Below are 13296 nucleotides of genomic sequence, written 5' to 3'. Positions count from 1 at the left end.
GTCATATTCATGACGGGGCAACGAGTGGAAAGCCGCGCCTCCTGCCCCTGGAGCGGTTCCGGTTTTCACAAGGACCGGCAGAACCGCTCACTCTCTTTGTTTCAGCCGCATTTCCGGCAAACGGGGTGATTCAGCTCATCCAGTTGCCGCCGTCGACGTTGTACGTCTGGGCGAGGATGTAATCGCTATCCCTGGAGGCGAGGAAGACGGCAAGACCCTTGATGTCGTCCGGCGTCGCGAAACGGCCGATCGGAACTTCCCGGGCCACGGCAGCCTTCTTCTCGCCGGGCTTCAGGCCTTCCCATTCGGCGAACTTGGCGTCGACGACATCCCAATGCTCACCGTCGACCACGCCGGGCGCGATGGCGTTGACGTTGATGCCGTATTTGACGAGCGCCAGCGCCGCCGACTGGGTGGCCGAGATGATCGCCGCCTTGGAGGCGCAGTAGAGCGTCACCAGTGCCTCGCCACGCCGGCCGGCCTGGCTTGCCATATTGATGATCTTGCCGCCGCGGCCGCGGGCGATCATGACGTTGGCGACGGCCTTCATTGTGAAGAGCGGTCCCTTGAGGTTGACGTCGAGAACCCGCTGATAGCTATCCTCGGTAATCGCCTGGATCGGCGCCATGTCGAAGATCGCGGCATTATTGACGAGAATGTCGATGCCGCCCATCTCCTCGTCGATCTTTTTGACGACGGCTTCGATATCCGGCGCACGCGTCACGTCCAGCTTGACGGCGGTGACCGCCGGACCGATGGAACTGGCCGCCGCGGTGGCCCGCTCCAGATTGATATCCGCGATGACGACCCTGGCGCCTTCGGCGACAAAGGCTTCGGCAAAGCCAAGCCCGATGCCGCGCGCGCCGCCGGTGATCAGGGCGACCTTATCTTTCAATCTCATTTCCATTTCTCCATATGCCGGCAAGCTCGACCCTGTGGGAGCGGGCCATCGGATGGGGAGGCCCGATGCGAGATACCGGGCTCCCGGGCGGTGTCAGCGTGTCGTATAGCCACCATCGATGACGAGGACTTCGCCGGTCACGTAGCTCGACGCCGGAGCGCAGAGGAACAATGCCGCCGCAGCCACTTCGTCTGGCTGGCCGACACGCGCCATGGGCGTCATATCGCGCCAGATGGGGAACCAGTCCGGATTCTCGATACCGCCTCGCGACATGTCCGTATCGATATAGCCGGGAGCGATGGCATTGACGCGGATGTTCTCGGCGGCAAGCTCGCTTGCGAGGCTCTTCGTCATCATGTGAACGGCAGCCTTGGAACTGTTGTAGGCGACCTGGTTCTGGGGGATGTTCGAGACGATCCCCGACATCGAGCCGATATTGAGGATCACGCCCGCGCCCTGCGCACGCATCGGCGCCAGCGCGGCGCGGCAGGCGCGGAAGACCGCATCGACATTGAGGCTCATGACCTTGCGCCAGGTCTCGTCATCGAAGTCGCCGCTGTCGCCATGGATGGCGACACCGGCATTGTTGACGAGGATGTCAAGCCTTCCGAAGCGCTCGACCACCTGCTGCGTCAACGCATCGGCCGCCGCTTCTTCCCGCATGTCGGAAGGGATGAAGACGACGTCGACGCCAGCGGCCGCCAAAGTGTCGGTCGCCTCCTGAAGGGGCGCGCGGGCGCTGATCACAACGCGGGCGCCGGCTTCGCCGAGAGCTCTGGCGATGGCGAGGCCGATGCCACGCGTGCCGCCGGTGACAACCGCAACCTTTCCATCGAGCCTGAACTTATCGAGTATCATGGATAGTCTCCTTTAATGTGAATTTGATGGGCCGGCGTCTATTTCATGACACCCTTGGGTGCGCGCCCGGTACTCAGCGCGACAGCCGCGACCAGGATGACGCCGAAGACGATCTGTTGGGCGAGAACGTTGACGCCGACAAAGGTCATGCCGGTGCGGACGACCGCGATCAGGAGCGTCCCCACCAATGTCCGCAGCACGCCGCCGGTTCCGCCCGTGAGCGACGTGCCGCCGAGCACGACGGCGGCGATGGCCGGAAGCAGGAATTCGTTGGCGATGATCGGCGAGCCGCTTGAAAGGCGTCCGGCGAGCACCACGCCGCTGAGAGCGGCAAAGAGACCCGCGATCATGAAGACGACGATCTTGATCTTCCGGACATCGATGCCGGCGACGCGCGCCGCCGCCTCTCCGCAGCCCACCGCTTTCATCGCCTTGCCGAAGGGCGTCGCCTGTTCGATGACAAGGGCCACCGCAAGAACGACGAGCGATACCCAGACCTCGTTCGGCACTCCGAACATCGTTCCGATCGCCCAGGAGAGCGTGTCGAGGCGCGGCTGTGCGTCGATCTGGATCGAGCGCTGGTCCGACAGGTAGAGAGCCGCCGTCGTCACCACGCCGCCGACGGCCAGCGTCGCGATGAAGCTCGGCAGGCGCAGAACCGCGTGAACGACCCCCGAAAGGCCACCGAACAGCACCCCGGCCAGCAGCGCCGCCGGGATCGCCAGCATGCCGTAGTCGGGAATGAGCAATGCGAGCACGATCGAACTGATCGCCGCAATCGACTGGAGCGAAAGGTCGATGCTGCCGATGTAGATGACGGCGGTCATGCCGATCGCCATCAGGAACAGCGTCGCAGAGTCCGCGAACAGGCCGATCAGCGTCGCCGGCTTGAGAAAGGTCGTGTCGAAAGAACCGACGATCAGGATGAGGACGACCAGCGCAATCCACGGGATAAGGCCGCCAAGCTTGCCGAACTGCTTCATATTCACACCATATGGGCAATGAGGTCGAGAGGGGTGACGGGCGTCGGCCCGGTATTGTCGAACCGCGCCGTCTGCCTGCCGTCCTTCAGAACGATGACCGTATGCGCGAGGCCGAGCGCCTCTTCGAGTGTGTCGGCGATCAGCACCACGGCGGCGCCGGCAGCGCACATTTCGCGGATCAGCGCATAGACGTCCTCCTTCGCGCCGACATCGAGGCCACGCGTCGGATGATCGAGGAGGAACAGCCGCGCATCCGTGCGATACCATTTGGACAGGACGACCTTCTGCTGGTTGCCGCCGGAAAGATTGGCGCAAAGCGTCGACCCATCAGGGGTCTTGATGCGCAGCTTGGCGATAAGTCCGGCGGTCTTCCGGGCAATCGCCGGGAAATCGAAGAGGCCGAAGCGCGTCAGGCGGCCGCCCAGAGGCAGGCAGATATTTTCCTGAACGGACATTTCCTCGACGATCCCCTCGATCTTCCGTTCACGCGGGACGTATCCTATGCCCGCCGCCACGGCTCGTCCCGGAGAGGTGTTTGTGATATCCTCGCCCCGATAGACGATCTTGCCGAGGTGGGTGCGTTCGAGACCGAAGAAGCTGCGGATCAGCGGTTCCGAACCAGCGCCCTCCGTGCCGACCAGCGCGAGGACCTCGCCGTCATGTACGTCGAAACTGATCTCGGAGAACTGGAGTGCCCGGGAGACGTTCTGCACGGAAAGCGCGATGGCTTCGGCGGGCGGGCGACGCTCGTCCTGCTTGTAGTAGGAGCCTGTCGCCTCGCGTCCGACCATAAGATGATGAATGCGCTCCGGCGTCGCGTCGGCCTTCATCATGCGCTCGACGACCGCGCCGTCCTTCATCACGTAGATCGTGTCCGAAATCTCGATGACCTCGTCCAGGCGATGCGAGATGAAGATTATTCCGGCGCGCTCACGCAGCTTGCGGATCACGCCGAACAGGATATCGATCTCGGCCTGTTCCAGCACCGAGGTCGGCTCGTCCAGAAGGATGCAGAGGTTACCGTCGACGGCTTCTTCCAATGTCAGAACCTTCGCCAGTTCCACCATCTGGCGCTGCATGAAGCTGAGTTCCGACGTGATCGTCCGCGGGTCGACGTCGAGACCGACCTTGTCGAGCTGGCGTTTTGCAGCCTCGCCCATCGCCTTCCAGTCGATCCGCCCGAAGCGCACGAACTGCGCCTCATTGCCGATAAAGATGTTCTCGGCGACCGAGATGTTCGCGATGAGCGACTGCTCCTGGAACACCATTCCGATCCCCTTGGCGGCCGCATCGCGCGGACCACGCAGCGTCTCGGTCTTGCCGTTGATTTCGACGGTTCCGCTGTCGGGCTGGTGAATCCCGTTCAGGACCTTCATGAGGGTGGACTTGCCGGCGCCATTCTCACCGACGAGGCCGACCACTTCGCCCACGTCGACGGTGATCGACACGCCTTTCAGCGCACGCACCCGGCCGAACGTCTTGGTGATTTCCTTGAGATCGAGCATGATCGCGTGCTCCTACTTGACGATCGCCAGGCTGCGGCCGGACGAATTCAGCAGCACGGCAAGAATAATCGCCAATCCGAGGACACCCTGCTGCACGAAGGATGGCAGGCCCAGGATGATCATGCCGTTGTTGAGGACGATGACGATGAGCACGCCGATCACGGTCTGGAGCACGCCGCCCTTGCCACCGGTCAGCGCCGTTCCGCCGACGACCACCGCACTGATCGCCGTGAACAGCTGTCCGCTTCCAAGCAGTGCGCTCGACGCACCGAGCCGCGCCGAGGTCAGAACGGCGCCGACCCCGAAGAACATGCCGGCAATGGTGAAGGCCAGGAGCCGAACCCGGCGGACGTTAATGCCGGACGCGGCTGCGAGGTCCTCGCCACCGCCGAGCGCCATGATATGGCGGCCGATGCGTGTGTGGTCCTGGATGAACCAGGCGACCGCCAGCATAAACAGGCTGACATAGACGGAAAGCGGAAGCCCGAGGACGCGGGTCAATGCGAGCGCGCGGACGTTCTGGTCGAGAATGCCGACACGCTCACCGCCAAGCAGCACCGTCGCGATACCGATGCCGACGAAGCCCATGCCGAGGCTCGCCATGAACGAGGGCACCTTGAGATAGACATGGACCATGCCGATGAAGCAGCCGAAGGCGGCGGCCGCCAGAAGGGCGATCGGTATCGCCGCAAGGCCGATGTCGAATCCCGTTCCGGAGGCGTTGGCGACGAAGGCCGCCAGCACCGCTCCGGCAAACGCCATCGCGCCCTCGACGGAAAGATCGATCGATCCCATCAGGATGATGAAGGTGGCTCCGAGAGCCAGAACGAGTGGAGCGGAAGCCGCTGCCGCGATGCGTCCGATATTTCCGAGCGACAGAAACTTCGGATCGAGGACCGCAATGGCGACGCAAAGCCCTATCAGGACGAACAAAGGGATGGCGCTTGCCCAGCGCGACTTCATGCTTTTCATGCTTTCCTCCCGCAGCGGTATCGGAAGGGGCCGCCACAAGGCAGGCGGCCCCTCCCGGTCGATCAGTAGGTGATCTGGCCGCTGACCCGGCCCCAGAGATCGTTCCAGTCGATCTCCGGCGTCGCCTCGATGTTCTTCGCCCAGTAGTCCTCGACATCCGCTTGCGTGATCAAGGCGCCCGTGCCGTAGAACTCGCGATGCTCCTGCGGCTCCTTCGACGGAATGAACGCGCCGGTCGCGGCGTGATGGCCGAGGGACAAAGCAATGCCGCCGATCCAGAACGGATCCCAGTCGACCGTTGCCGCCATTTCCTTGTTCTTCACCGCCTGGATGGCATCCCTTGTGCCGTCGACGCCGGTGACCTGGATCTGGCCGGCCAGCCCTTCGGCGCGAAGCGCTTCCAGCGCGCCGATCGCCATACCGTCATTGGCCGCCCAGATGCCCTTGATCTCATCACCGAAGCGGGTGAGCCATGCGGCGACAATGTTATTGGCCTTCGCCGAATCCCAGTCGGCGTCCTGGAAATCCAGGAGCTTGACCTTGCCGCCGGAGGCCTCGATCATCTTCATCAGACCGGCCTTGCGCTCGATGGCCGAAACGTTCGAAGGAATGCCGCCAAGGGCGACGATGGCGCCCTCGCCGCCGAAGCTGTCGAACAGCGCCTTCGCCGTCTGCTCCCCGGCCGGCACGCCGTTGAAGGACATATGCGCAACGTAGTTGTCGCCGAAATCCCAGGGGTGCAGGTCGTCGGGCTTGTTCCAGACCGTCACCACATGCCCTTTTGCGGCCGCGACCGCCTCGACGATCGGCCGGGCGTCCGGCGAGTCGTTGGGATCGGCCCCGATGATGGCCTTATCGCCAGCCTTGGCGAGGAACGCCTTGATGTCCGCGATGCCCTTTTCGCTATTGCCCTCCGTCACCAGAGCGCTGTGGGGATCCCCGATGCTCTGAGCGAAGGAATCCGCACCTTTGTTCCAGGCCGCATGGAAGGCGTTCGACAGGGAGCGGATCGAACTTGCGAGGCTATAGCCGGTTGACGAGAACGCCGGGCGAACCAAACCCGGGGCGCCGATGACGCCGACCCCCAACGCCGAGCCGATCAGAAACCGGCGGCGGTCGATCAGCGCCTTTTGCACGAAGTCGTTTATGCTCATTGCAATCCTCCTCTAAAGAACCGCCCCGTCGACTGGCGCAGATATCCCTCTGCCGGCGCAGTCAAGCGCGGACATCCTGTGACCCGATTTAAGCCGGTAACGCCTTCTTTCAGGCGGCTTCTGAATTACGGCCAAACGGGCACATAGTCAATTGCTAAATGGATTTAGCAAAGGGTTTAGCAAAACTTCTTTGCGCGCTCCAGAAATTGGCAGCACTCAGCGAAGCTTGGCCGGGACGACGATGAGGGGGGTTTCGCCTTCGGGATAATCGTCAACGAGGGCGAAGCTCGTCGCGATCAGCGCCTCGACGTCCTGCCGCACCATGGTGACGTCATAGGGCATCTGGGCGGCGAAGGGGTCCCAGTCGAAGGCGGCGATCCGGGTAGAGTTCCAGGCCTCCTTCGAAAGGGTTGCAAGGAAGCCCGCCGCGCCTTCGAGCCCGGGGATGCCGTTGACGAAGAGACCCGCCGGCAGACGGCCGAGTTGCCCATAGCGCTCGGCCAGCAGTTGCTCGGCGATGCGGGGCGCATAACCTTCACAACGAAAGGCACTCGGCGGAAGGCTCACACCATGTCGTGCGAGCGTCGCGTTGAACCCCTCGATCCGCTCGCGGGTCGAATTGTCCTCGCGCACGCCGCCGAAGAAGAACCAGTCATCTATCGGCAGCCCGGCCGCCTGGAGCTTGCCGACCAGAAGCTCGGTCAGTTCCATGGCGCTGCCGCGGTTATCCGAGATGACGGAGGGAGCCTTTGGGCCGGGAAGGTCGACATTGACGCAGCGGATTCCGGCGGCCGTGCACATGTCGTTGAGAGGGGACGGATCGTTGACCCCGGCAATGAAGAGGAACTCGACCTGCTGCGCCAGAAGCGTCTCCGTCACCCGTGCCTCGATCGAGGGGTCACGCTGCGTGCTGACGACGATCGGACAGAGGTTGCGTTCCCGCGCTTCAGCCTCAAAGGATTCGGCCAGACCCGCGAAGAAGCGGTTGCGATAATGCGGAAGAACCATTCCGGCGAGGCCGGAGCGCGAAAGGCGCAGCGCCCGCGCCTTCTGATTGACCGCATAGCCCAGCTCTCCGGCGCATTTCAGGACATGTGACGCGGTCTCGGGCTTGATCCGGTGCTTCTTCCACTGTCCGTTCAGCACCATGCTGACCGTCGTGGGAGACGCCGCACTCACCATGGCGATGTCGTAGATCGTAGGCTTTCGCTTGGTGGTCTTCATATGATCTCCGGACGCTGTTCCAGACTAAACGAATATCCCGTCGGCGGCCGAGCGGATAGGCACATTCTATTTTAAAGTGCGACATGCCAATGATTTCAATGACTTCATTTTGGAGATCCTGGCATGTCGCGATACTGTGCGCCGTTGCCCCCGCCCATCGACGGCGGCCTCACCCCTCGCGTCGCAGGCAAGGTGCCGATCAATTTCTTCATGTGGCGACGCAGCTGAAGGCACGCGTGCATCATGCGAAAGCAGCATGGCATTCGAAAGTCGAAAGGCCACGCGAAACACGCCCGTGCGACAGCCGGAAATACGCGGAAATCCGCGACGGCTTATGCTGCCTGTGCCGTGCGCGCCTCGATATGGGCGATGAGGTCCTCGATGCTGACCAGCGGCAACCGGTGCTGCCCGGCGAAGGCGATCAGTTCGGGAAGCCGGGCCATGGAGCCGTCGTCGTTAGCGACCTCGCAGATCACGCCGGAGGGAGCCCTGCCCGCAAGGCGCGCAAGATCGACGGCGGCTTCCGTATGGCCGGGGCGTCCGCGAACGCCGCGCGGATGGGCGCGCAGTGGGAAGATATGGCCGGGACGGGCGAAATCTCCGGGCGCCGAGGCCGGATCCATCAGCGCCTTCACGGTTTCCGCGCGGTCGGCGGCGGAAATGCCGGTCGTCGTTCCCGGCAGGTAGTCGACGGAAACGGTGAAGGCCGTTTTATGATATTCGGTGTTCTGCGGAACCATCAGCGGGATGTCCAGCGCATCGAGCCGCTCGCCTTCCATCGCCACGCAGATGAGGCCACGGGCGTGCTTCATCATGAAGGCGATCGTCTCCGGCGTCACCGCGTCCGAGGCGACGATAATATCGCCTTCGTTCTCACGGTTTTCATCGTCCACGACGACGATCATGCCCCCATGCGCCAGTGCCGCGATTGCGTCTTCAATTTTCGAGAATGCCATTTCATCTGCCTTTCAAGGGTTGCCACGGTCGGCGTTTTCAATCCCTTGGGCGAACAGGCCTGCGGCCCCGGATCGGGGCGGTTTTGCTAACCTGTCCTCTTCCATCCGGACTTTAACCGTCGGCTCCGGCATCGCACCGGATCTGCTGACCCCTCCCGTGTGACGGGAGGGCGCTCGCGGGCTCCCGGATCGCTCCGGATACCGCCGGTGGGGAATTTCACCCCGCCCTGAGAACAGACCTAAATAAGGAACTTGCGAACAGGAATGCAAGAGCCGGCCTGCGCCAGACCGCGCAATATTACCAGCAGCAGAAACCGCCGTCGACGAGGAGGTCGACACCGGTCACGAAGCTTGCCGCATTCGACAGCAGGAACACAGCGGGTCCGACCATCTCATCGACATCGGCCATGCGCTGCATCGGCGTCTGCTCCTCGAAGAGCTTCGTCTGGTGCACCATCTCCGGCCGGGTGTTCATTGGCGTCGCCGTATAGCCGGGGCTGATCGTGTTGACGCGGATACCGCGCCCGACCCATTCCATCGCCATGGATTTCGTCATGTGGATGACGCCGGCCTTGGAGGCATTGTAGTGGCATTGCTCAAGGCCGCGATTGACGATGACGCCGGACATGGAGGCAATGTTGACGATCGAGCCGCGACGCGACTTCAGCATGGCCCGCGCTTCCGCCTGGCAGGAGAGGAAAACACCCTTCAGGTTGACGTCCATCATCGTCTGGAACTGGCTTTCCTCCATCTCCTCGGCCGGATTGGCGTTGGCGATACCTGCCGCGTTGACGGCGAGCGTCAGGGCGCCCAGGTCCATCTCGGTACGGGCGACCGCCTCGTTCAGCGCGTCGGCGCTGGTGACGTCGGCGGCGATCCGAATGCTGCGGCGCCCGGCCTGCGCGATGAAATCAGCCGTCCGGTCAAGCCCGTCGTCACTACGCCGGTCGAGTAACGCGACATCCGCGCCGCACTGGGCAAGGCCGATCGCGATACGCTGACCGATGCCGCTGCCCGCACCGGTGACGAAGGCGACATTGCCGGATAGATCGAAGAGCCGGGGAGCGTTGAGCGTGATGTCGGACATGGTTTCTTTCCTGTTCAAATCGTTGCCAGTTCCATGACGGAGACATCATTGGCGTCTTCGCGGTTCAGGATACCGGCCTGCTTGCCCTGCGCCATGACCATGATGCGGCTGGAAACGCCGAGGACTTCCTCGAGGTCGGAACTTACGACGATGACGGCGACACCCTCGCGGGCAAGGTCCATGATGAGATCATAGATCGAGGAGCGCGCACCGACGTCGATGCCGCGCGTAGGCTCGTCGAGCACCACCACCTGGGGCTTGCGCGCCAGCCATTTGGCGATCACCACCTTCTGCTGGTTGCCGCCGGAAAGCTCGCCGGCATTCTGCCCGCTGCGGCCCTTCACGCCGAAGCGCTTGATATAGTCTTCGGCAAAATCGCGGATGCGGCGGGAGGAGACCCAGCCCTTCCTGGCGATCTCCTTGAGATTGGCATAGCCGATGTTTTCAGCGATGGAGTGTTCGAGGACCACGCCCTGCAACTTGCGGTCCTCCGGCACCAGCACGATGCCGTTGCGGATCGCATCAATCGGCGAGCGCAGAGTGACGGGCTTACCGTGCAACAACACCTCGCCCGCGGAAATCGGGTCCGCGCCGGTGATGGCACGCACAAGCTCCGTGCGGCCGGCGCCCATCAGGCCTGCGATGCCGAAGACCTCGCCCTTGCGGACGGAGAAATTGATGTCCCGGAAGGCCTTGCCGGGCGAGGAGAGGCCCCGCACCTCCAGCGTTACCTCGTCGTTGGGCGCGGGCAGCGCCGGGAACATGCGCTCCAGCGAGCGCCCGACCATCGCCTCGACGATCGTCCGGATCGGCACGTCGCCGCTGTCGAACTCCTGCACCTTGGCCCCATCGCGCATGACGACGATGCGGTCGGTGATCTGGCGAATTTCCTCCAGCCGGTGAGAAATGTAGATGATGCCCACGCCTTCGGCCTTCAGCCGCTCGATCTGGCGGAAGAGCGCCCGGGTTTCCTCGCCACCGAGCGCGGCGGTCGGCTCGTCGAGAATGAGCAGGCGGGCATTCAGCGTCAGGGCCTTGGCAATCTCGATAAGCTGCTGCCGGCCGGTCGAGAGCCCCTCGACGAGGCGCTCGGGCGGCACGTCGAGGCCGAGCCGCTGGAGGCCGGCGCGGGCGCGTTCCTCCATCGTCTTGCGGTCGACCCGACCAGACTTCATGGGATAGCGGCCGACGAAGATATTTTCCGCGATAGAGAGCTTGGGCAGGAGTTTCAGCTCCTGATGGATCATGCCGACGCCCTCGTCCATCGCCGCACGCGGATCGGCGGGCGCATAGGGTTTGCCAAGCCAGGTCATGCCTCCCGCAGAAGGCTGGACGGTGCCGGAAATGATATTCGACAGGGTCGATTTTCCGGCACCGTTTTCGCCGAGCAGCGCCACGACCTCTCCCGGGTAGATGTCGAGATCGACACCGTGGAGAACCTTGATCGGTCCGTAGGATTTCTGGATTCCACGGAGCGACAGGATGGGAGAGCGGTTCATCATGGCGCGCTGCCTTTCGTTACGAATCCAGATTACGGATGGTTCTTCACGAATTCCGGCGCGTTTTCGCAGGTCGTCAGAACGGCGTTCGGCGTCTGGCGTTCCTCGATTTCCTGACCAGCAGCGACGGCGAGCGCCGATTCAACGGCCAGAACACCCATCTTCTGCGTGCTCTGCGTGGCCGTTGCGATATACGGCCCATCGCACTTGGCGAGGTATTCGAGGGCCGAGACGTCGCCGTCATAGCCACCGATGATCACCTTGTCCGAGAGATTGGCTACGTCGACGGCCTTGGCCGCACCCATCGCGAGACCGTCGGCCTGGCCAAAGATAATCGTGATGTCCGGATTGGCCTGCAACATGTTCTGCGCAATGGTGAAGCCTTCGTCGGCCGACCACATGTTGCTCCACTGCTGGTCAACCAATTCGACGCCCTCGTGCTCGTCGATGGCGCGCTTGCAGCCTGCGAAACGGTCGACTTCCGGCGTCGTGCCCTTCTGGCCGTGGATGATCGCCATCTTGCCCGCGCCGCCGGCCTTGCCGATGATGTAATTGCAGACTTCGTAGGCGGAGTTCACGCTTTCGCCGGCGATGAAGGTGTCACCGGGCGCGCCCTCGGGAACACGGTCGACATTAATGACGGGGATGCCGGCTTCGCGGGCAAGACGCGTCGGCACCGCGGCGGCGGCAGCGCCGGCCGGGATATAGATGAATGCGTCGATCTCCTGCGTCATCAGGTCCTGGACCTGGCTGACCTGGGTGTTGGTGTCGTTCTTGGCGTCGACCACAACCACCTCGATGCCCTTTTCCTTGGCATGCTTTTCTACGCCGAGCTTGATCTGGTTGAAGAAGTCGGCCTGCAGGTTTGGAACGGCGAGGCCGATCTTCTTGACCTCGGCGGCCGTCGCCGGAAGCGCAAGCACGGAAACAGCGGTTGCCGCCATCAACAGTTTGGACAGTTTCATGGTTCGTCTCCTCCGAGTTACCCGGCAGCCCCCGCCCCTGCAGGAAACCACCTTCCTTTTGCCGGCCCGCACCATTGCTGGCCGTTTTCAGCACCCCGTCGCACTGGCGACAGCGTGAAAATCGTTACTTGCGCTTGCGATAGGTTTCGGCCGTAACGGCCAGCACGATGACCGCGCCGATGATGACCTGCTGCATGAAGGGCGAAACGCTGAGCAGATTGAGACCATTGCGCAGCACGCCGATGATCAGCACGCCGATGATCGTGCCGCCGATACCGCCCGTACCGCCCGACAGCGAGGTGCCGCCGATGACCACTGCCGCGATGGCATCAAGTTCATAGGAGACACCCGAGGACGGCTGGACCGAGTCGAGGCGGGCTGCAAGCACCATTCCCGAAAGGCCTGCAAGGAAGCTGCACACGACATAGACGAGCACGGTCGCGCGCTGAACGTTGATACCTGCGAGGCGCGCCACCTCGGCATTGCCGCCGATCGCGTAGAGCACGCGTCCGCCATGGCGATAGCGCTGGTAGAGAAGGCCGACGATGAAGACCACGATCATCACCGCAACGGTGAGCGTCAGGAAGCCGCCAAAGCGCACGATGGCCATCATATTGAACCAGGCCGGAAAACCGATGATCTGCTGGCCATCCGTGATCATGTTCGCAAGACCACGGGCAATCGACATCATCGCGAGCGTCGCAATAAAGGCGGGCACGTTAAAGCGCGTGATCAGGATGCCGGCGACAAGCCCGTTCAGGGCGGCGGCAAGCAGGGCGAGCGGAATGGCAAGCTCCATCGGCATGCCGACAACGACGTGGAGATAGCCGAGCACCATCATTGCCAGCGCCATCACCGAACCGACGGCAAGGTCGATGCCGCCAATCAATATGACAAGCGTCATGCCGACAGCCATAACGCCAAGCACCGTGATCTGATCGAGCACGTTGAGGAAGTTTCGAACTGACAGGAACTTGTCTGTCGCGAACGTAAGAAAGAGACACAGCACGATCAGGCCGATCAGCGGCCCGGTGGCGCCGCGCAGCGACGGAAGCATTCCGAATGCAAATCCCTGCCGTTCTTTCACATCCGCCACCATGAGCACTCCTCCCGGCTGTCCGCGGCCGCATATTGTTGCAGCATATTTATTCATTGCTGTCTGTAAATTCATAACGTATCCTGCAAAAGCCTG

The 13296-nt window shown here is 62.8% G+C and carries 12 protein-coding genes and 1 riboswitch; all 12 genes read right to left on the bottom strand.

What is annotated here, in order from left to right; all coding sequences use genetic code 11:
* Positions 1–130 precede the first annotated feature (130 nt).
* Positions 131–901 carry an L-iditol 2-dehydrogenase gene (locus KYK29_RS16650; protein ID WP_254692019.1) on the bottom strand — a complete coding sequence of 257 codons (771 nt, stop codon included), beginning with the start codon at positions 899–901 and terminating at the stop codon, positions 131–133.
* Positions 902–994: 93 nt separating this feature from the next.
* Positions 995–1759, bottom strand: a complete 765-nt coding sequence (locus KYK29_RS16645) for an SDR family NAD(P)-dependent oxidoreductase (RefSeq protein WP_254692018.1) — start codon at positions 1757–1759, stop codon at positions 995–997.
* A 38-nt stretch (positions 1760–1797) separates the two neighbouring features.
* Positions 1798–2742, bottom strand: a complete 945-nt coding sequence (locus tag KYK29_RS16640) for an ABC transporter permease (protein ID WP_254692017.1) — start codon at positions 2740–2742, stop codon at positions 1798–1800.
* A 2-nt stretch (positions 2743–2744) separates the two neighbouring features.
* Positions 2745–4247 carry a sugar ABC transporter ATP-binding protein gene (locus tag KYK29_RS16635; RefSeq protein ID WP_254692016.1) on the bottom strand — a complete coding sequence of 501 codons (1503 nt, stop codon included), beginning with the start codon at positions 4245–4247 and terminating at the stop codon, positions 2745–2747.
* 12 nt (positions 4248–4259) lie between these two features.
* On the bottom strand, positions 4260–5219 hold the full coding sequence (locus KYK29_RS16630; RefSeq protein WP_254692015.1) for an ABC transporter permease: 960 nt from the start codon (positions 5217–5219) through the stop codon (positions 4260–4262).
* Between the two features lie 62 nt (positions 5220–5281).
* Positions 5282–6373, bottom strand: a complete 1092-nt coding sequence (locus KYK29_RS16625; protein ID WP_254692014.1) for a sugar ABC transporter substrate-binding protein — start codon at positions 6371–6373, stop codon at positions 5282–5284.
* A 216-nt stretch (positions 6374–6589) separates the two neighbouring features.
* Entirely contained in the window at positions 6590–7597 is a 1008-nt protein-coding gene (locus KYK29_RS16620) for a LacI family DNA-binding transcriptional regulator (RefSeq protein ID WP_254692013.1), read from the bottom strand.
* A gap of 332 nt (positions 7598–7929) precedes the next feature.
* Positions 7930–8553, bottom strand: a complete 624-nt coding sequence (gene ribB, locus KYK29_RS16615; protein WP_254692012.1) for a 3,4-dihydroxy-2-butanone-4-phosphate synthase — start codon at positions 8551–8553, stop codon at positions 7930–7932.
* Between the two features lie 89 nt (positions 8554–8642).
* Positions 8643–8792, bottom strand: a riboswitch (FMN riboswitch).
* A gap of 59 nt (positions 8793–8851) precedes the next feature.
* On the bottom strand, positions 8852–9640 hold the full coding sequence (locus KYK29_RS16610; RefSeq protein WP_254692011.1) for an SDR family oxidoreductase: 789 nt from the start codon (positions 9638–9640) through the stop codon (positions 8852–8854).
* 14 nt (positions 9641–9654) lie between these two features.
* Positions 9655–11142 (bottom strand): sugar ABC transporter ATP-binding protein, encoded by a 1488-nt coding sequence (locus KYK29_RS16605; protein ID WP_254692010.1) that lies wholly within the window; start codon positions 11140–11142, stop codon positions 9655–9657.
* Positions 11143–11171: 29 nt separating this feature from the next.
* Positions 11172–12104 (bottom strand): substrate-binding domain-containing protein, encoded by a 933-nt coding sequence (locus KYK29_RS16600; RefSeq protein WP_254692009.1) that lies wholly within the window; start codon positions 12102–12104, stop codon positions 11172–11174.
* A gap of 124 nt (positions 12105–12228) precedes the next feature.
* A complete protein-coding gene (locus tag KYK29_RS16595; protein ID WP_254692008.1) occupies positions 12229–13203 on the bottom strand; it encodes an ABC transporter permease in 975 nt (324 codons plus the stop codon).
* Positions 13204–13296: the final 93 nt, after the last annotated feature.

The sequence above is a fragment of the Shinella daejeonensis genome (genome assembly GCF_024281235.1).
GTDB lineage: Bacteria > Pseudomonadota > Alphaproteobacteria > Rhizobiales > Rhizobiaceae > Shinella > Shinella daejeonensis.
Note: the sequence above shows the minus strand (reverse complement) of the source record. Positions and strands in the feature narration are given on the sequence as shown.